At 55.7% G+C, this 19,823-nt stretch carries 20 protein-coding genes and 2 pseudogenes; 21 read left to right on the top strand and 1 reads right to left on the bottom strand.

Annotation, left to right across the window (positions count from 1 at the left end):
• The first annotated feature begins 17 nt into the window (after positions 1 to 17).
• The 7 genes and pseudogenes from JW799_RS30330 (at position 18) to JW799_RS22805 (ending at position 5,736) form a co-directional block, all read left to right on the top strand.
• Complete coding sequence (locus JW799_RS30330; RefSeq protein WP_420830654.1) at positions 18 to 317, top strand: spore germination protein; 300 nt, start codon at positions 18 to 20, stop codon at positions 315 to 317.
• Positions 296 to 861: pseudogene (locus tag JW799_RS22825) on the top strand (spore germination protein). The gene JW799_RS30330 and the pseudogene JW799_RS22825 overlap by 22 nt, the downstream one beginning before the upstream one ends.
• Before the next feature lie 27 nt (positions 862 to 888).
• A pseudogene (locus JW799_RS30440) lies at positions 889 to 1,290 on the top strand (Ger(x)C family spore germination protein); the annotation flags it as partial.
• A gap of 109 nt (positions 1,291 to 1,399) precedes the next feature.
• Positions 1,400 to 1,990, top strand: coding sequence for a GerAB/ArcD/ProY family transporter (locus JW799_RS30325; RefSeq protein WP_205433079.1), 591 nt, complete (start codon positions 1,400 to 1,402; stop codon positions 1,988 to 1,990).
• On the top strand, positions 1,939 to 3,558 hold the full coding sequence (locus JW799_RS22815) for an alkaline phosphatase family protein (RefSeq protein ID WP_205431836.1): 1,620 nt from the start codon (positions 1,939 to 1,941) through the stop codon (positions 3,556 to 3,558). Before JW799_RS30325 ends, JW799_RS22815 begins: the two co-directional genes overlap by 52 nt.
• A gap of 84 nt (positions 3,559 to 3,642) precedes the next feature.
• Complete coding sequence (locus JW799_RS22810; protein ID WP_275901482.1) at positions 3,643 to 4,221, top strand: TetR/AcrR family transcriptional regulator; 579 nt, start codon at positions 3,643 to 3,645, stop codon at positions 4,219 to 4,221.
• 21 nt (positions 4,222 to 4,242) lie between these two features.
• Entirely contained in the window at positions 4,243 to 5,736 is a 1,494-nt protein-coding gene (locus JW799_RS22805) for an MDR family MFS transporter (RefSeq protein WP_080839746.1), read from the top strand.
• Positions 5,737 to 5,804: 68 nt separating this feature from the next.
• Here the strand turns inward: JW799_RS22805 and JW799_RS22800 are convergent, their stop codons facing one another.
• Entirely contained in the window at positions 5,805 to 6,104 is a 300-nt protein-coding gene (locus tag JW799_RS22800; RefSeq protein ID WP_275901548.1) for a helix-turn-helix domain-containing protein, read from the bottom strand.
• Positions 6,105 to 6,295: 191 nt separating this feature from the next.
• On the opposite strand from JW799_RS22800, the gene JW799_RS22795 reads away from it, so the two are divergent.
• The 14 genes from JW799_RS22795 (at position 6,296) to JW799_RS22730 (ending at position 19,822) form a co-directional block, all read left to right on the top strand.
• Positions 6,296 to 6,814 (top strand): hypothetical protein, encoded by a 519-nt coding sequence (locus tag JW799_RS22795; protein ID WP_205431835.1) that lies wholly within the window; start codon positions 6,296 to 6,298, stop codon positions 6,812 to 6,814.
• A complete protein-coding gene (locus tag JW799_RS22790; protein WP_205431834.1) occupies positions 6,811 to 7,335 on the top strand; it encodes a hypothetical protein in 525 nt (174 codons plus the stop codon). The genes JW799_RS22795 and JW799_RS22790 overlap by 4 nt, the downstream gene beginning before the upstream one ends.
• Positions 7,336 to 7,574: 239 nt before the next feature.
• Positions 7,575 to 8,348 (top strand): helix-turn-helix transcriptional regulator, encoded by a 774-nt coding sequence (locus JW799_RS22785; protein WP_205431832.1) that lies wholly within the window; start codon positions 7,575 to 7,577, stop codon positions 8,346 to 8,348.
• 55 nt (positions 8,349 to 8,403) lie between these two features.
• A complete protein-coding gene (locus tag JW799_RS22780; RefSeq protein WP_205431830.1) occupies positions 8,404 to 10,368 on the top strand; it encodes a dehydrogenase E1 component subunit alpha/beta in 1,965 nt (654 codons plus the stop codon).
• Positions 10,369 to 10,399: 31 nt separating this feature from the next.
• Positions 10,400 to 11,479, top strand: coding sequence for a 2-oxo acid dehydrogenase subunit E2 (locus JW799_RS22775; protein ID WP_205431828.1), 1,080 nt, complete (start codon positions 10,400 to 10,402; stop codon positions 11,477 to 11,479).
• 18 nt (positions 11,480 to 11,497) lie between these two features.
• Positions 11,498 to 12,526 carry a nucleoside-diphosphate kinase gene (locus JW799_RS22770; protein ID WP_205431827.1) on the top strand — a complete coding sequence of 343 codons (1,029 nt, stop codon included), beginning with the start codon at positions 11,498 to 11,500 and terminating at the stop codon, positions 12,524 to 12,526.
• Positions 12,519 to 13,772 carry an aspartate aminotransferase family protein gene (locus JW799_RS22765; protein WP_205431826.1) on the top strand — a complete coding sequence of 418 codons (1,254 nt, stop codon included), beginning with the start codon at positions 12,519 to 12,521 and terminating at the stop codon, positions 13,770 to 13,772. Before JW799_RS22770 ends, JW799_RS22765 begins: the two co-directional genes overlap by 8 nt.
• A gap of 27 nt (positions 13,773 to 13,799) precedes the next feature.
• Complete coding sequence (locus JW799_RS22760; RefSeq protein WP_205431825.1) at positions 13,800 to 14,894, top strand: phosphotransferase; 1,095 nt, start codon at positions 13,800 to 13,802, stop codon at positions 14,892 to 14,894.
• 31 nt (positions 14,895 to 14,925) lie between these two features.
• Positions 14,926 to 15,990 carry a histidinol-phosphate transaminase gene (gene hisC, locus JW799_RS22755; protein WP_205431824.1) on the top strand — a complete coding sequence of 355 codons (1,065 nt, stop codon included), beginning with the start codon at positions 14,926 to 14,928 and terminating at the stop codon, positions 15,988 to 15,990.
• Positions 15,991 to 16,923, top strand: coding sequence for a nucleotidyltransferase family protein (locus JW799_RS22750; RefSeq protein ID WP_080839727.1), 933 nt, complete (start codon positions 15,991 to 15,993; stop codon positions 16,921 to 16,923).
• A gap of 24 nt (positions 16,924 to 16,947) precedes the next feature.
• Entirely contained in the window at positions 16,948 to 17,754 is an 807-nt protein-coding gene (locus JW799_RS22745) for an ABC transporter permease (protein WP_205431823.1), read from the top strand.
• A gap of 9 nt (positions 17,755 to 17,763) precedes the next feature.
• Positions 17,764 to 18,567, top strand: a complete 804-nt coding sequence (locus JW799_RS22740) for an ABC transporter permease (protein WP_080839723.1) — start codon at positions 17,764 to 17,766, stop codon at positions 18,565 to 18,567.
• A gap of 12 nt (positions 18,568 to 18,579) precedes the next feature.
• Positions 18,580 to 19,554 (top strand): ABC transporter ATP-binding protein, encoded by a 975-nt coding sequence (locus tag JW799_RS22735; RefSeq protein WP_205431822.1) that lies wholly within the window; start codon positions 18,580 to 18,582, stop codon positions 19,552 to 19,554.
• 25 nt (positions 19,555 to 19,579) lie between these two features.
• Positions 19,580 to 19,822 carry an acyl carrier protein gene (locus tag JW799_RS22730; RefSeq protein WP_080839719.1) on the top strand — a complete coding sequence of 81 codons (243 nt, stop codon included), beginning with the start codon at positions 19,580 to 19,582 and terminating at the stop codon, positions 19,820 to 19,822.
• Position 19,823: the final 1 nt, after the last annotated feature.

Raw genomic sequence — 19,823 nt, 5'->3', positions numbered from 1 at the left:
ACAGCGCGGGGGGAACAGTGCGATGTGGCCTTTTTCCGGACGAAAAAAACGCAAACGCGCCAACAGCGTCTCCGCTTCGGGCGGGGGAAATTCCCGGGCGCGGTCCGAAGGAAGGCTTTACGGAAAATTTGCGGACGAATACGGCGTTAATCCGACGCAAATTCCGAAGTCCGGACTTATGGGTCGTGAACCGAAAAATCGGACGCATCTCGCAGACCGAGGTTGCCGTGATGTATTTGCACGGCGTAGCGAACGATTGTCCTTTTACATCGCCGTCACTACGTTTCACCAGGAAATGCTGCCGACGACGCTGCTGATCAGCCTTGCCGCGCAACGGGAAGGCGTGCCGTTTCCTGCTTTCGTCGAAGCGCTCGCGATGGAGTTTACCTTCGAAGTGCTCCGCGAAGCGGGGTTCGCATGCCCCGCGCCATCGGCTCCGCGGTGTCCATCGTCGGCGCTTTAGTGCTCGGACAAGCCGCCGTTCAGGCCGGGCTTGTGTCGGCGGCGATGGTTATCGTGGTCGCGTTTACGGCCATTTCCAACTTCGTCGCTCCTTCCGTCAGCATATCCAATTCGACGAGGCTGCTCCGTTTCAGCTTCATGGTGCTGGCCGCGACGCTCGGCCTGTTCGGGATCATGGCCGGCCTGATCGCCATGCTGATCCATCTGACGGCACTGCGTTCCTTCGGCATTCCCTATATGCTGCCATTGGCTCCGTTCGCTCCGACCGATCAAAAAGACGTGTTCGTTCGCGTGCCCTGGTGGGCGATGATCTTGAGGCCCCGCTTGATCAGCCCGCAAAACCCGGTCCGGGAAAAGAAAAGTCTTCGGCCGAATCCGCCCGAACGGAACGACAAGTGAAAACGGTTTGCGGAAGAGGTGAGAACGATGATCCGAAAGTCCCCGTTACGATTGTTGATTTTGGCGTTTCCGCTCCTTCTGGCCGGATGCTGGGACAGCAAGGAGCTGAACTCGATCGGCATCGTTGCCGCAACGGCCATCGACCGCAGCGAAGACCGATGGGTCGTCTCCTTTCAAGTCATCATTCCGCAATCGATCGCAACCCAGACGGGCGGAGGCGGGGCGGGAAACCAGTCCCCCATCACCATCTTTTCGACGAGAGGGAGAACACCGAGGGAAGCGATGCAGTTGTCAAGCTCGGAAACGTCCCGCGAACTGTTTTTCTCCCACAATACGTCTCTCATCATCAGCGAACAAGTCGCTCGCGATCAAGGAGTGGGCCAGATCCTCGATATGTTTTTGCGTCCGGCCGAAAGCCGGACGCGGCCGGCATTGGCGACGTCTTTTATAAAAATATCCGAAGGAATGGAGCCGGCTGGGGCAAAAGGAGCATCCGCTAGTAATCAGTTTTCCGTTCGGCGAAATCGTCGTCTTTCTTATGTTTATGAAGCATTTGAACGAGCAAAAAAGATTGGCGAAAATTTCCGTATGGTCTTATCTGTTCGTTGGCGGATTTTTGATCTTTTTCAATATCCTGATCCTGACGATTCTCGACCCGTCGATTTCAAGCATTTCTAGCTTTCCGTTATTGCGCGCCGTTCGTCTGATCGAAATCGCCGATTTTCTGGAAAGAGTCGACCCCTTGGTCATTTTGCTGATTTATGTCGGACTGTTCGTGAAAATGACCGCTTTTTATTTGGGAGCCGCGCTCGGACTCTCTTCTTTATGGAAAAACAGCCGCCATGGGGTCGTCACGCTGCTGACCGGGGGTTCATCTACCTGCTCACGTTTACTTCGCCGAGTTATATTTTCCACATCTGGATCGCTTTCGAATATAATCTGCGATTTCATTTTCCTGTCTTTCAAATCTGGATTCCGCTGCTGCTTGCGGCGACGATCGCGGCGAAGGGGATATTTTCGAAAAAAGGCGTTTCTTCACGCTAAAAAACGGCTTCGAATGCTTGAAAGGGGATTGTTATGTACGGCAAACGATTCCGGCTGCTTCTCGCAGCCGCCGCGCTGCTTCTGATCGCGGGGTGCGAAAGGGGAGCCCCCGACGCCCAGGACTTGCTGCGGGCAAAATCCGCCAAAGGCGAAAAAACGAAAAAAGTGATCTTCCTGATGACGGATTCGCTCATGCCGCAGGCGATCGACGAGGGCGTTCGCAAGCGGGAGCTGCCCGCTTTTCGATTTTTGATCGAGCGCGGGCAGTATTACAAGGATTTGGTAAGCTCCTTTCCGACGATGTCCGTTTCGATCGACAGCTCGCTGCTGACGGGCAAATACCCCGACGAGCACCGCGTACCGGGACTCGTCTGGTATTCGGCGGCCGAACGAAAAATCGTCAATTACGGAACCGGTCCAATGGAGGTGCTTAAGCTCGGGGTCGACCCGGTGCTTGCCGACGCGTTGGTTCGCTTGAACGGCAGCCACCTGAATCCGAAGCTTCCGACGATCTATGAAGACTTGGCGCGCCTGGGATACAAATCGGGCTCGATCAACGGCATCATCTACCGGGGACGGACCGAGCATGTTCTTTCGATTCCCAAATGGATGAACGTTCCGACCGCCTTGCCCGAAACCGTTCGCGTGAAGGGCCCGGATTTATTGACGCTGGGAACGCTGTCCAATCCGTTCGAAGGCGAGGAGAACGTCCCCGGCGACGGCGTGGCGAACAAGCTTGGCTTCGGCCACGATTTCGCTTTTGGCGCGGTCAGGCACTTGATTCGAACCGGACGGCTGCCGGATTTTCTGTTCGTCTATTTGCCCGAGCTGGACAGGGAGCTGCATAAGGACGGACCGCCGGGGCTGGAAGGAGTAAAAAAGCTGGACGGGCAGCTGATGGCTTTGCTGCAAGCGTTCGGGTCGCCGGAAAAAGCGTTGGAAGAGGCGGTAATCGTCGTAGCCGGGGACAGCGGAATGACGCAAATTTTGCCGGCCGGACAAAATTCCGAAATCGACTTGCCCGCTTTGCTCCGGGATTACCGCGTGCTGCGAACGGGAGAGGACGTCTCGGCCGAGACGGAAATCGTGCTCGCCGTCAACGAAACGATGGCGTACGTCTACAATTTGGGCTCCGGCCGCAAGTCGGGAGACATTGCCGAGGCGCTTCGTCGCGAGCCGCGGATCGATTTCGTCGCCTGGAAAGAACGGGAGTGGATTCGCGTCGTCCAAGGCGGGACCGGCAGGCAGCTCCGGTATAAAGCCGGGGGAACGTTGGTCGACCGCTACCGCCAGGCGTGGACCGTCGAGCTGGATGCGAAAGTTCTGGATTTGAAAACCGACGCTTCCCGGCATTCGCTGGAGTACGGGTATTATCCCGATGTCCTCCGGCAGCTTTCGGCCGCTTTGCATTCGCATGAAGGCGACTATCTGGTCGTGACGGCGAAGCCCGGATACGAGCTGGCGGACGAAAGCTCGCCGACGCACGAGGGCGGAGGCGGCCACGGCTCCGTCGGCAAGACGGAATCGCTCGTTCCGCTTCTGATCGCCGGGACGGAGCGCAAGCCGCAATATTTGCGCATGGTGGATCTGAAGCCTTATCTCATCCGGCTCGTAACCGGACAAGACGGGGCTATTGACAAACGTTTGGAATAGGCGTAAGTTTAATCAATGATTTAAACTGTTGTTTTAATCGTTGGTTAAAGAAGGGGGTGCAGATTTACGACACGGCAAAAAATTTTGGAAGCTACGCAGGAATTGATCGATTCGCAAGGAGCCGAAAACGTCACGACGCGGAAAATCGCCGAAATGGCCGGCACGAATTCGGCTCTCGTGCATTATTATTTCGGCTCGAAGGAAAAGTTGATTAACGAGGCGCTGAAAATCCGGTTCGAATCGCTTCGCGAAACGCTGTTCGTTTTGGACGACGCGTCACTCGCGCCGCTCGACCGGCTCCGCGAGTTCACCGTGCATTACGTCAAAGCGATGCGAAACCAGCCCCAAGTCCTGAAGCGGGCGCTCGATCAGGAAAGCCTGTTCGATTCTCAAACCGAATACGTCACGTTTCTGAAGACGCACGGGCTGGAAAAGTTCGGAGGGCTGTTGAAGGAAATTACGGGCGAGGAAGATCCGGAGCGGCTGCTGCTGATGATCCAGCACATTTTTTCGGCGGTCATCACGCCCGTCATCAAAGCGACTTGCATCAGTCGGGAGGACACGAAGGGCGCAAGCAAGCCGCTGCTGACTTCCCTTCCGGTCGAAGAGCAAATTTCGCATTTTTTTGACCATTACTTTTACAAATATACAAAAGAAAAATAACGGGAGAGTGGAGAGAAACCGATGTCGAATCCAGCGCCGCAAGCTTCCGGCCCGAGCGCCGAATTTTCTTTGAAAGCGATCCTGCCCGCGATGATGGCGATCATCGTCGGCATGATCATGGTAATTTTGGACAGCACCGTCGTCAATGTCGCCGTTCCGAGCCTCGTCGAATATTTCGGGACCGATCTGAAGACGATTCAATGGACCGTGACGGGCTATACGTTGGCTTTGTCCGCCGTCATCCCGCTCGCGGGGTGGCTGACCGACCGTTACGGGGCGAAGCAGGTGTTTTTGACGACGATCACGCTCTTTACGATCGGCTCCGTGCTGTGCGGAGCGGCCCAGACGCCGTTCCAGCTTGTTTTGTTCCGGGTGCTGCAAGGGCTCGGCGGTGGGATGGTCGCTCCGATCGGCATGGCGATGGTTTTCCGGCTGGCTCCGCCGGAGAGACGGGGCTCGATCATGGGGATGCTCGGCATTCCGATGCTGATGGCGCCGGCGCTCGGCCCGATTTTGTCCGGCTGGCTGGTCGATTCCGTCAGCTGGCATTGGATCTTTCTGATCAATCTGCCGATCGGGATCGTCGCCTTTATTTTGGGCATGCGGTTTTTGCCGAAGGCCGAGCGCCTCGAACCGCCGCGGCTGGATATTCTCGGGATGATCTTGGCGCCGATCGCGTTTTCCATGCTGGCGTTCGGCGTCAGCGAGGGCGGGACGGAATGGACGTCCGCGCAGACGCTGACCGGCCTGATCGTCGGCGGCACGGCGCTCGTTCTGTTCATCTTCGTCGAGATTAGGCAAAAGCAGCCGCTGCTCGAGCTGCGCGTGTTCCGCTCCCCGGATTTCACCCGCGGCATTTTGCTGGCCTGGGTTGTCCAGCTGACGATGTTCGGGTCGATGATCATCGTTCCGCTGTACTTGCAGTCCGTCAAAGGCTACAGCGCCCTCGAAACCGGGCTCATCCTGCTCCCGCAAGCGTTGTGCGCAGGCATCGGGATGCCCATCGGCGGCCGTCTGTTCGACCGGATCGGCGCCCGGCCGCTCGCGTTTTTCGGCCTGACCGCCATCTCGACCGCTCTCTTTTTGCTGTCGCGGGTTACGGTCGACACCGCCACCGGCGCGATCATGGTTTCGCTGGGCCTGATGGGGCTGGGCATGGGCTTCTCGATGATGCCGCTTAATACGCATGTCCTGAACTCGGCGCCGCGCCGGCTCGTCACCCGGGTGACGCCGCTGACGACCGCGGCCCAGCAAGTCGTCGTGTCGTTCGCGGTCGCGGGGCTGACCGGCTACCTGACCTCGCAAATCCAGGAGCATGAGGCTTCCGCCGCGGAAGGCGCCAACCCTTTGCAGGCGGTCGTGCAGGGATACGGAGACACGTTTCTGCTCGCCGCTTGCGTCGCGGCGTTCGGCATCGCGTTCAGCCTGTTCCTGCGCCAGCCCAAGCCGACGGATTCCGGTCGCGAGGATACGAACGCTCCGAATGCGGAGCCGGCCGCGATGATCAACCACTAATCGGCCAAGCTGGATTTCCCGACCTTGCGTCCTTGCGGCGCAAGGTTTTTTGTTGCGGCGATTCGTTCTTATAGGTCGGCTTTGCCGAGCCTTTTGCGGAAGACGGCGGGGGTGACGCCGTATTTCTGATGAAAAAGGTGGTAAAAGTGCTTCAGATCGGAAATTCCGACGTGGCGGGCGATCGACTGGACACTCATGTCGGTGTCGATGAGGAGGCTTTCGCTCCGTTCCAGCCGGATATGCTGCAGCATTTGGTAGAAGGATCGGCCCGTCAGCCTTTTGAAGCAGCGTTGGAAATGCCTCGGGCTCATATTGACGACGGCGCTCAGTTCGGAAACGGTCAACGGCTCCATATAGCGTTCGCTCATGCGGCAAAGGGCGGGAAGATGGCGTTCATCGCTTATTATCCGGGATCGGCGCTGCTGGGCAAGCCCGACGCCCCGGATTGGGGCCGGCATACGTTTGTTTGCCGCAAGCGCCGGAGTTGACGACAGGATAACGGAGGGATAACATGAGGGGGGAATCCTTTTACTGGAATTTATAGAAATGAGGGATGGGGATGAGCCGAAGCATATGCCTTCCGTTAACCGACCCGATCGTCGACGTTCATTCTTTGCATTCGTTTGTCCAATCGATCATCTTGACGCAAGAGCAAATGCTGAATTGGGTGTACGCCAACTACATTCATTTGTTCGCGATTCCGGACAAAACGGCAGACTTCATTCACTTTGCCATCTCATCGCGCCCCCAGGACATTCCCAACCTTTTTCTTTCGCGGCTCCATCGCGATCAGGTTAATCGATGGTTTCCCGATATCCGGGGCTTCGTGCTGGATTGTCTCGAACAAGGCTATTACTTCAGCACGCTGGTCAATGAATTTTATATCCCCGGAACCTCCGCATTCCAAACGTACGATTATCCGCATCACGTGATGTTCTACGGTTACGATGCCGAGCAAGACGCGCTTCTCGCCGCGGGTTATTTCTCCTCCCCCCGAAATTCGCCAAAGAGCGGCAAGTGCCGCTTGCCTTGTTCGAAAAGGCCTTCAAGACGGTCGGTCAGGACGTTACAAGCATGAACGGGACGGTGGAACTGATCCGATTCCCGTATCGGGATCGTCCTTACGGCATCCGTCCCGAATTAAGCCCTCGGCATCTCGCCCGCGCGCTCGAGGACTACGTGCTTTCCAGAAAAACGGAGGTTCCGGCGATTCCCAATTTCAATTTGGGGATCGACCTGAACCAGTCCGAGCTCGTCTTCGGGATCGGCATCTATCGGCTGCTGACCGACAGATTGCGAACGCAGACGGAAACCGGAGCTTCGCTGCATATGAAGACCTTCCAGACGCTGTTGAACCATAAAACCGTTATGCTCCGAAGAATCCGGCATTTGCTGGACATCGGTTATATCGAGGATCGCGAAGCTTATTCGCGCTATCAAGACGTATGGAAGGATGTTCGAATTTTACATCATTTATATTTGAAAAATTCGGTGAAATTTAACAAAAAAAATCTCGATTTCATGACCGAACTTTTGAAAAAAATAGAAATAAACGAAAAAAGCGAGCTTAGCCGCATCGGGGATATGCTAATCCGCTAGCGTCCGCGATCCGGCGGTCTCGCCTGAAATCGACAATTTTTCCCTCCGATCGGGACCGCGTTCCCGCCTCTCCCCTCCGGCATGAGCCGATGCGTTCATTTTATCGCAAGGGTAAACAGCCAATTTTACAGACGAGAATCAATTTTACAGATTAATACATATTTATATTGCGTGAGGTAATTGCCATCGTTAAAATGAAGTAAAAATATTTTCCGGATGTAAATTTCGGAGGTGAGAGGATGGATTGGAGTGTATACGCCGCTATGCCTCGACTGACGATCACTCCCGGATATTCGGAACTCTGGCATGAGGACGCGACGAAGCTGTTGGTAATCGAGCCGGAAGATTCCATAACCGTCAAGAAAAACGGCAAAAGCTACGCCGTGCCGGGCGGCTTCATGGCGATCGGCAGCGCGATCGCGATTGCAAACCATTCGCCGAAGCCGGTTACGGTCAAGCTGACCGCGCTCGCCCCGAAAGACAAGAAACAGCTGAGAACGATGCGCCCGCTCATCTGCGACAAGACCGAATCGGAGTTCCGAACGTTCGCCGAAGCGCTCCATGCCTGGTCCGAGCGGTGCCCGGACGCCGGTTCCGAGAGCGTCGGCGACATGCTGACCGCCCTTTTGCAAAAATTCAATTTGCCGAAACCGAGTCCGGCGCACGGAAGGATAGACCCCCGTCTCATTTGGATTCACCGGACGATCCGCATGAAATACCGCGAACCTCTGACGTTGGAAGGACTGGCCGACAGCTTGCAGTGCAATCCGGTTTATTTGAGCAACACGTATTCGAAGGTCTTTCATTGCTCTCCGATGAAGCATCTGCAAAGAGTTCGCGTGGATAAGGCGCGGCAACTGCTGGCCGACACCGACTTGTCCATCAACGATATCACGTTATCGGTCGGCTACATCTCGAGATCCCAGCTCGCCACCTATTTCAAAAAGCATTACGGAGTAACGCCGAGCGAATACCGAATGAACAAATCGCTCCGGGAGGCGGATACATGTTAGGGTTCGATTTCCGAAAGGTTGAATTCCCGGCCCATGCCGCTTCGGAGGAACCGTCATGACGGATATCGCATGCATGCGGGAAGCGATCTTGATCCGGCGGGCCGAGCAAAAGCTGCTGGAGCTCTTTTCCTTCGGCAAGCTGAATGGAACCGTTCATACCTGCGTCGGACAGGAATTTTCGCCGGTCGCGTTCATGCGGCATATCGACGCGGACGACTACGTCGTTTCCAATCATCGCTGCCACGGACACTATATCGCCTACACGAAAGAGTGCAAAAGCCTGATCGGCGAGCTGATGGGCAAAAAAACCGGCGCCTGCGGCGGGATCGGGGGCAGCCAGCATCTTTGCAACCGCAAGTTTTTTTCGAATGGCATTCAGGGCGGAATGGTCCCGATCGCGGCCGGCTTCGCGATGGCGCTAAAGCTGAACGCGGCGAAAAACGTGGTCATGGCGTTCATCGGCGACGGTACGCTGGGGGAAGGCGTTTTGTACGAGACGATGAACATCGCGGCCAAATGGCGGCTTCCCCTGCTGATCGTATGCGAAAACAATTACTACGCCCAATCCACCAAACTGGCGGACCATCTCGCCGGCGACATTTTGGAACGGGCAAGAAGCTTCGGCCTTCGAACGTTCCAGAGCGATATCTGGCATCTGGAGCAGCTGTTCGACAATGCGAAAGCGAGCGTGGACTATGTGCGGGACGCATCCATGCCGGCCTTTCATCTGGTCGACTTGTACCGGTTGAATCCGCATTCCAAGGGAGACGATTACCGGGATGCAAGCGAAGTCGAGCGGTATGCCGCGATCGATCCGATCCACGTTTTTCGGCAGGAGCATCCGCGCGTTTATCGAGAGCTGGTGGACGATATCGACCGGCATTTGGACGAAACGATCCGGGAAGCGGAAGCCGGCGGCGAATTGAGCTTGAGCGAATACTTCAGCGGCGAGGAGGAGCGCGAGGCGCGAAGCGATTGGACGGAGCTGTCCGCAACGGGCGAACGGCAGGCCGATCGGATCCATTCGTTTTTCGAAAAGGAAATGAAGCGCAACGAGAAATTGCTTTTCATCGGCGAGGACGTCTCGTTTCCTTACGGAGGAGCGTTTAAAGTCGCCAAAGACTTGAGCGAAAAATATCCCGGCAGGGTCTTCTCCACGCCCATCAGCGAAGCGGCCGTCACCGGCATTTCCAGCGGACTGGCGATGGCGGGGTACCGGCCCGTTCTGGAAATCATGTTCGGCGATTTTATCACGCTGTGCATGGACCAGATCGTCAACCACGCCTCCAAGTTCGGATATATGTTCAACGGTCAGACGGCGTGTCCGATCGTTATCCGAACGCCCATGGGAGGGGGGCGCGGCTACGGCCCGACGCATTCGCAAACGTTGGACAAGCTGCTGCTGACCGTCGACAACCTCAAGGTCGTCGCGCTGAATTCGTTCGTGGACCCGGGGCAGATCTACAGGTCCGTTCTCGACAACGAAAAAGAGCCGGTCATCGTCATCGAGAACAAGCTGGACTATGCCCGGCCGGTCGCTGCGAGGCCGCCGATCCCTTTCAAATCCGAGCAGGCCGTCGTCAACGGCTACCCGATCGTCCGAATTCGCCCCGTCCTTTCGCCTCCGACAGCCACCATCGTGACGTATGGCGGAGCGAGCCACGCGGTGATGGATTGCATCGTCCCGTTATTTATCGAACACGACGTAAAGGCGGAAGTGCTCATCCTTTCCAAACTGAAACCGATCGATTGCGACGTGATCGTCCGCTCCGCCGAAACGACGGGGAACTTATACGTCGTCGAGGAGGGGAGCCGACATCACGGAATCGGAAGCGAGATCATCGCCGCCGTGTCCGAACGAACGGAACAGAAAATCGTCGTTCAAAGGATCGCCTCGCTGCCTTGTCCGATTCCGTCCAACAAAAATTTGGAGGCCGACATTCTCGTGAACCGAACCCGGATTATCGAAACGATCGGAAGAAAATCCCAGGCTGCATGGCGTCAACGGATTCCCGGCTGAAATCATGGATACGGAGCGGAGGGACGACGGTTTGGCTGTATTGCAAGACATCTGCATTCCGCAGGAATTCGTCAACGACGAATTTGTCCGCGTAACGAAGCTTTTTCACCGCAACGGGGACTGGATTCGAGCGGGGGAGACGATTCTGGAAATCGAGGCGTCGAAAGCCGTCGTATCGATCGAGGCGGGCGCCGAAGGCTATATCGAGTATTTATGCGAGGAAGGCGTTTCGTTGAAACTGAGGCAAGTCGCGGCAAGAATTCACGGGGAAAAAGCATTCGCAGCCTCCGCCGGGCGCCGCGGCCGCGAAGAAGCGCCCGAAGAGGAAGGAGGAGGCGTCGAGGCGACGATTTATTCGAAGGGGGCGTTGGAGCTCATCTCGTTATATGAGATGGAGCGGTCGATATTCCGGGGTCGGGACTTGGTCGGCAGGAGCGACGTGCAGCAAGCGCTTTCCGACATCGGGAGAAGCGCGGATGCTTTGCCCTCTGCGGACGAAACCGTTTATCGACCGCTTGCCCCGGTCAAAAAGGCGGAAATCGGCAGCTTCCTGAAGCAAGGGAGCGTCTCCAGCACGGTCTATACGCATGTGGACTTCGTAGACCGATTCCCCGAACGAAAGTCGAACGGCTATTTATTGCCCGTCGTTATTCAAGGGGCCTCGGCGCTTCTGGAGCCATACAAGGAATTGAACGCGTTCTATGCCAACGGAGGCATCGCTTACTACCAAGCGGTACGTATCGGTCTGGCGATCGATATGGGCCTCGGGCTGAAAGTGGTGAAGCTGCCGGATGTCCGGGGGATGGATTTGGCGGAAATCCAGAGCACCGTCATGAAAGCGATGAAGAAATACGCCCGCAAGGCGGTCGGACCGCAGGATGTGCAAGGAAGCACCTTTACGATCAGCGATCTGTCCAACACCGGCGTCGCGTTTTTCGCGCCGCTCGTCAGCGAGAGACAGGCTGCGACGTTGGGCATCTCTTCGTTCGACGACAGGCTGCGGCGGGTCACCTTGTCGCTTTCGTTCGATCATCGCGTTACCGAAGGCAAGAGAGCCGCCATGTTCCTGCGGGAATTAAAGGATAAAATCGAAGGCCACTATAACGGCTGATTCCGGGAAGGAGGCGCCATGAACAGAGTTTCCGAGGAAAAGGAACACGGCATCGTCCTGCTGAAGCCGGACGGAGTGAAAAGAGGGATTTACGATCTATTGGTCAGGCGGATCGCGGAGAACGGTCTCCAGGTCGTCCGAACGAAAACGCTGAAGCTGGAGCGTCGGGATGTCCTGACCCGGATCGTAACCAAATTCGACGTCGAGGCCTACGCCGAGTACATGTCGAAGTCGGAGGTGATCGCGCTGCTGGTCCGCGGACCCTATGCCATCGCGAGACTGATCGAGATCAAGCAGCGGATTCGGGGAGAATACGGGCTGTCCGGCAACGACATGGAAAATTTGATTCACTCTCCGGACTGCGGCAACGAGTATTACGAGCATTTTCAATATCTCTTTCCCGAACTCGACTGCGTCAAATACGGGCAGTACGCCGATTTGAACGTCAAAGCGGGCGGAGTCGACGGCGACGTCGGAGAAGCGCTGCGGAACCTGAACGAGAGAAGTTCGTTGCACTGGGCGGGCGTACTATTCGATTACGGCGCCGATTTGACGGCGATCGAGGGCTGCAAGGCACTGGCGAACGATCGGATTCGCGTGCTGTTCGGCATCGCCAAATCATGCGTTTTCCGCAACGAACGGCTGGGCCTGATCGGCTATTTGCCTCCCGATCATTCGTTTGCCGCCGCCCCGTTTTTCCCAGTCGAAGACGATGCCGCGGAAAGCTTCGTGAATTGGGTCAAATCGAAAAAAGGCGTTTGCGTGATGGATTATCGGCCGTTTGACGCGGATTCGGAGCGGATCATTATCGGCATGAAGCGTATCGGCATCGACGGGGTCGTCGTTTACGATCCGCGCTTTACGCAGCATGAAGTCGCCCGCCTCGAAGTCATCGCGGAGGACGAGCAGCATCTGCTGCTCACGGGAGGATCGAACGGCCGCATCGCCGCGGGAGCGCTGGCGGTCGATAAAACGACGTTCCGGAAATTTTGCCGGAAGATGAATATCCAACCGGAACGCCAAACGGAGGGGTTAAGCCTTGGATAGCCTGTCGAACCGTTTTTCCGAATCGAACATTTACGTGGATCGCTGCAGCGGCGCCTGGATTGTCGACGAACGCGGCAATCGGTACGTCGATTATTTGCTCGGCAATTGCTGCCATCTTCTCGGGCATTCCCATCCGCGGATTGTAGAGGCCATTCGGGAGCAGGCCGGCAAGTGCGTCAACGTGGGGGACCATCATTACCGGCTGGCCTACGAACTGGCCGACAAGATCAAAAAGCTCGCCAGAAAGGACGCGGTGCGGCTGGTCAACAGCGGCTCGGAAGCGGTTCATCTGGCGATCAGGCTGGCGAGAGGCTATACGAACCGCAGCGTCATCGTCAAGTTCTGGGGACATTATCACGGATGGTTTACGGAGGAGATAGCCCGGTTCGTGCCGGAGCTTCCTTACGACAAAGGGCTTCTGGACGATTACGCCGCCAAAATCGTCGCGATCGAATGGAACGACGAAGAGCAGCTGAACGAAGTATTCCGTCAATACGGGGACGACATTGCGGCGGTCATTTGCGAACCGGTGTTATGTCACGCGGGCCCGATTCCGCCCGCCGAAGGCTTCCTGCAGGCTCTGCGGCGGAAAACCGGGCAAAACGGCTCGCTGCTGATTTTCGACGAGTGCATTACCGGGCTCCGCCTTGCCCTTGGCGGGGCGCAGGAGCACTACGACGTGTACGCGGACATCGTCACCTACTCCAAAGCGTTCAGCGGAGGGCTTCCCATCGGCATCTGCGCCGGGACGGCGGAAGTCATGAGCCTCCTGGGAGACGGTTCGGTATATCAGGCCGCTACCTACGATGCCAATCCCTTGTCCGTAGCCGTCGCCCATACGGTCCTCGACGTCGTTCAAAACAGCGATCTCTACGATCGCTTCGATCGGTTCGGAAGCCAACTGATCGCCGGCATCGACGACATTTTAAACAAACGGTCCGTCCCTCATATTTGGCAGGGTTTTCCTTCCGTCTTCCAATTTTACTACACCGAGAAGTCCGGCATTTCCAACAGCTACGAAGCTTTGACCTGCAACAATGTTGCCCTTTACGGTTTGCTGATCGAAGAACTGATGAACAACGGCGTCAGCTTGTTTAAAGGCGATTTGCGAAGCAATCCGAATTCCTCCTGGCTGTCCCAATGGTTCATGAGCGGCGCCCACGGCGCCGAAGAAGTGGAGCATACGTTGGCCGCGTTCGATAAATCGATCGGCCGCGTGCTGGATGCGAACAAGCAATTGATCTGACCTCGGCCGGACGAAGGGAGCTTTGCCATGAACGCGGAACCGACGGATACCCCGCTTGCCGTTCGTCTTGTCAGCGAATCGGTCGTCGAGCGCATTTTGAAGAAAGCGGCCCGGCCCGGGGCCGAGCTTAGGAGCTACAATCTCCTGCCGATGAAGACGAAGATCGCCTTGACGAGCCGCGTGTACAAGCTTGTCCTGGATTACGACCGCGACGGAGAATGCCGCCGGCAATCGTTCATCCTCAAAACCCAGAGCAACGACGGCAAAGACGTATTCAACTATTTGAATTTCTACGAACGAGAGATCTATGCGTACAACGAAGTGCTGCCTTTACAGCGAATGCTGCCTTACCCGGTCTGCTACTACAGCGATTACGACAAGGAAACCGGAGATTTCGTAATCGTTCTGGAGGATTTAAGCGATTTTGCCGTCGGCGACCAGTTCAAGGGCTGCTCGGCGGACGCGGCGGCCTCCGTTCTCGAGAAGCTGGCCGGATTTCATCGGCACGGGTTCGTTTCGATCGAGGATTACCGTCCGTCGCTGAAGGGATGGTCGGCGGAGCAGCTGTCCTTCAGTCGGAAGAAATTCGGGCGCTATTGGCGCAACGCCTGGCAGCTTTTCGAAGGCGTGATGCCCCGCTCGTTCGCAGGCAAGTTCGATGCCATGAATCGCAGCTATATCGACGTATGGCTGGAAATCGAGCGGGGTCCGCAATCGTTGCTTCATTTCGACCTGCGCCTCGACAATCTCGTTTTCGACGCCCGGAACGAACTGGCGGCCGTCATCGACTGGCAGTTGGCTCGAACCGGGAACGCGGCCTATGACGTTTCGCTGTTTCTCGTCGGAAACGCGGAGCCCGGGCTGAACGATGCCGATTGCGACAGGTTGCTCAGGCACTATTATACGGCGGCCGGGCTGCAGCGCACGTCTTATCGCTACGAGCATTTTTTCGCCGACTTCCGCAAATCGCTGCTGTGCCATTTCTATCGGGAACTCAATTATTTGGGCTCCGACGACTACGATTTGGAACTCAGAATCCGGTATGCGGATCAAATCTTCACGCGATACGCGGCTGCGTTGGAACGGCTGGATGCGGTCGAGTTTCTGGAAACAAGCGTTTAGGCCAATATCGATCGGCAGAATGGAGATGCACATGGCGAACAAGCTCGCGGAATTTAAACCTACCATCTTCAGCGGCTCCAAGTTGAACGGCGGCGACATCCGTTTGTCGCTTAGCGAAAATCCGTACCGATGCTCTCCGAAAGCCTTTGAAGCGCTTTATTCGGAAATCGCGAACGTTCATTGTTATCCGGATGCCGATTATTTGGAGCTCCGAACGGAAATCGCGAACCGATACCGTTTGGATCCGGAAGCGGTCTTTCTGGGGAATGGCACGGACGAGCTCATCTTTTTGACAGCCTTGCTGGCGAATCGCGAGCGGCCTAACGTCGTCACGACGGAAAAAACGTTCGGCGGCTATAAATATTCGGCGATATTGGCGAATAGGTCGCTCGTCGAATGCCCGATTGACGAACGTACGGTGCGAAGCCTATGCGAATCGGTTGACGAGCATACCGCGATGGTGTTTCTGTGCAACCCTCACAACCCGTCGGGCACGTTTATCCCTCCCGGCGACTTATGGCCCCTTGCCGAGGCTTGCGAGCGGTACGGCGCCCTGCTCGTCCTGGACGAAGCTTACATCGAATATACGGAAAAAGAACAGGCGAGCGCAGAAATCGTGAAAAGGCACGACAACGCGTTGATTTTGAGAACCTTTTCCAAAGCTTACGGTCTTGCCGGCCTCAGGTGCGGCTATGCTCTGTCGAACAACCGAAACCTGAAAGCGATTCAAAGCAGCCGCAACGCGCTGCCGTACAATCTCAACCGCCTCGCGTCGGCGGCGGCCCTGGCGGCTTTTCGGGACCGGGAGCATCTGAAGCACGTCGTCCGGCGGAACGACGAGATCAAGCAATGGTTCTGCACGGCGTTGGAGGAGCTCGGCATTCCCTATATTCCGAGTTCGGCCAACTTCGTCACGATCCGAATGGAAAACAGCGCCGACTTTGTCGAGCGGATGTACCGTCAATTCAAGATCGCGATTCGGGATCTTTCGGGCTTCGGGTATCGCAACCATATCCGCATATCGTTCGGAACCCGGGAACAAATGAATCGGGTCGCGGAAGCGTTCAAGATGCTGACGATGGGAGAGAGGGTCTAAATGAAGGTTCAACATCCGGAACACCTGCGGATCCAAGAGGATTCGATCCTTCGAAAAAACGCGGAATGGTACGCTTTATTCAAACCGATCGCGGAAGAGCTGGAGGACATTCCGTATGCGGTCATCAAAGGGGAGCCCCTGTCCGTAATGGCGTACGGCGAGCCGGGGTTTCGCGATTCGGGGGACATCGACCTGCTGGTGCCCCGGGAGCAGCTGAACCGGGTGACGGAAATTTTGCATAAATACCATTTTCGAAATCTGTTGTTCGACGAACGGGGCAATCCGAGGGAACTTACCCGCAGAGAGAAAATCATGTTTCTCCGCTCCCACCAAGTCGCGCCTTTTTACTATGTATACGACACCCGGCTGATGAATATCGACGTGAATGTCGACATTTATTGGGGAGAATACGACGGCAAGCGAATCGCTCTTTCGGAGGTTCTGTCGGATACGGTCCGGATGAACCTGCATGGAACGACGGTCAAAACGTTGTCCGAAATGCATGCGTTTATCGAGCTTTGCTTGCATCATTATAAGGAAATGAACTCGATTTACGGCTTCAAGCTGAAAAATCCGTTCGCGACCTATATGTTCCAGGACATTTACTGCTTTTACAAGCGGCATATGGAGACCCGAATCGACGAGCTGCTGGAATACAGCCGAACGTACGACCTCGACGGCATTCTGTACTATCTTTTCCATTACACGAATCGGGTTTTCCGGGACGAGGCGCTGGCCGAGCACGCCAAGCGGTTCGAGACGCCCCGAGCGGTTCGGGACCTTCGGATGTACGGCCTTGCCGAAAGCGAAAAGAGAGCCTGGAACATCGATTTCGAGACCCGATTGGATCATCCGGATTTATTCGGGCTGTTGGAGCCGGAGCTGACGGCGGCCGACATCGAGAAAATCAATCTGGTCACAGGCGTATTGTAGACGCTTGGAAGACAAGGTGCAGAAATGGGAGCGTCCTTGATCCGGAACTTTCCGCTCTACCGCATGATCGTCCGATATGCCTTCCACCAGCGCTTCGTTTATCGTTCCCAGGCATGGCTCATCATGCTGAACGGCTTCGCCGTCGCGATTTTGCAAGGAAGTCTCTGGACGGCGCTCATTCAAGCGGGAACGGTCGATATCACGCTTCGGGAGATGATGTCCTATGTGATCATTAACAGCGTCGTCGGCTACTTCACGTATTTCGAAGCGAGCTCGATTATCGGCAACCGGATCCGCGACGGCTCCATTATCGTCGACTTTACGATGCCGGTGGAATTCAAATGGAAGCTGTTTGCCGAAAGCATCGGCGAAAATCTGTTCGATATTTTGTTTTACGGAACGGTTACCATCTTGACGACGTTTCTCCTGTACGGAGCCGCAGCACCCGCATCCGCCCTGCATTTTCTGTTGTTCGTACCGTCCATCGTCATGGGCATTTTAATTTCCTACCATATTATCTATATTTTGAGCCTGTCGGCATTTTGGATCGTCAGTCCCTACTATATCGGCTTTTTGATTGCCGGCTTGACGAAGCTGTTCGGCGGGGGGGTGGTGCCGTTATGGTTTTATCCGGATTGGCTGGCCGTTCTGTGCGATTGGCTGCCATTTCGCTATATCACGTTCGAGCCGATCGAAATTTATTTAGGCTTGGACGCGAGCGAGGCCGTCAAGACGATGGCGATGCAGGTCGCATGGATGGCGATCTTGCTTGCGATCGAAAAGATCGTCTGGAAACGAGCCGCCGAAAAGGTATTCGTCCAAGGAGGTTAACGGTGCGGGATGGCATGGCTCTCGACGTTTAGAGCGTTTGTCGCGGTCAAGTACAAGCAGGAGTTCGAATACAGAAGCGCCTTCTTGCTGTCGTCTTTTTCGCAGATGCTTTCGTATGCCGTCGATTTTTTGCTGCTGTGGATTCTGGTCAGCAAATTTCAAACCCTTCTGGGCTGGAACCGGGACGAGATCGTTTTTTTGTATGCGTTGCAGCTGATGTCGTATGCCATCGCCGGATCGTTTTTTTTCGGCAGCTGCATGACGTTGAGCCATCGCATTCAATCCGGCGATTTCGACGGCTCGCTAACGCTGCCGGTTCACCCGTTGGCGTACGAAATCATGTCCAACTTCAGCGCGGTTTACCTTCGGCATTTCGCGTTGGCGTTCGTCGTTCTCGCCGTCAGCATCGCCAACCTGGATCTCGCGTTAACGCCGGCGAAGCTCCTGATGTTGATTCTGTGCATTTTGGGCGGGGCCCTCATCCAGGGAGGAAGCATGCTGTTCTTATCCGCGCCGAGCTTCCGGGTCGTTCGGGGCGAGCGGCTGATCAGCTTGTTTTTTTTCGAAATCATCAATTTTATCCGCTATCCGATCTCGATCTTTCCGGTCGTCTTGAAGGCGGCGCTGACCTTTATTCTCCCTTACGCCTTTATCAACTACTATCCGGCCCACTATCTGTTGGACAAGGAAGGGGAATGGGAGATGATCGCGGCGCTTCAATTCCTGACCCCGGTTGTCGGCTTCCTCGTCTTCGGATGCGGCGTGCGGTTCTGGAATCGGAATTTGAAAAAATACCAGAGTACGGGTTCTTAACGGGAGACGTCCATGGCCATTATCGAAGTCGAAAATCTGACAAAGCATTTCGAAATCAACAAAAGGCAGACCGGCTTCATTAACCACGTCAAATCGTTGTTCCGCCGGGAGCGCGTCATCAAGGAAGCGGTCAAAAACATCAGCTTCTCGATCGAGCCCGGGGAAATCGTCGGCTATATCGGAACGAACGGCGCCGGCAAGTCGACGACGATCAAAATGTTGTCCGGCGTGCTGACGCCTACGTCGGGAACGGTCAAGGTCGACGGCCTGATCCCCTACAAGCAGCGGCAGGAAAACGCCAGGCAGATCGGCGTCGTGTTCGGCCAGCGGTCGCGCGTCATTTGGGATTTGCCGATGTCGGACAGCTTCAAGCTTTATCAGAAGATGTACGGCATCGAAGAAACGCGATTCCGCCGCAACGTGGAGATGTATACCCGATTGCTGGACATGGAAGAGTTTATCGACCGGCCGGTCAGGCAATTGAGCCTGGGCGAAAAGATGAGGGCCAATATTGCGGCCGCGCTTCTTCACGATCCGAAGGTCGTGTATTTGGACGAGCCGACGATCGGCCTTGACGTCGTGGCCAAGAGCAAAATCCGGGACTACATCGCCGAAATCAACCGAAACGACGGCGTGACCGTCATGCTGACGACCCATGACATGTCGGATATCGAGAAAATATGCAGCCGGATCATTTTCATTCATCAAGGAGAGCTGTTTTTCGACGGCTCCGTCGCCAGATTCAAGGATACGTTCGGTTATACCTATACGATCGCCGTCGGCTGCGCCGAACCGTTACGGCTGGATTTCCCGGGGCTTCGGCTGGTATCCGCCCTCGACGGAGTCCAGACGATCGAAGGAGACAAGCGGATGCTGCCGGCCAGCGAAGCCGTCGCGTTATTGTCGGCCCAGGGGAAAACGATTACGTCGTTGCGTCTGGAAGAGGATACGATCGAAAGCATTTTGATGAACATTCTCGAAAAGTAGAGAGACGAGGGAGTGGAATCCGTTGATGTTCGTGAAAGAGGATATTATGGGCATGTTGACCGGCATTTTGGACGATTCGGTTGCCGGCGGACGACTGGATCCGGAAGACGACCTGATCTCGATGGGATTGGACTCCGTCAAAATCATCAATATGATCGTTCTGCTGGAAGAAAAATACGGGATCGAAATAAAAGACGAGGATTTATTGTTCGAGAATTTCGAGACCGTTCGTAAAATTACGGAGCTGCTGGAACGCTATCTTAATTAGA

The sequence above is a fragment of the Cohnella algarum genome, assembly GCF_016937515.1.
GTDB classification, from domain to species: domain Bacteria; phylum Bacillota; class Bacilli; order Paenibacillales; family Paenibacillaceae; genus Cohnella; species Cohnella algarum.
Note: the sequence above shows the minus strand (reverse complement) of the source record. Positions and strands in the feature narration are given on the sequence as shown.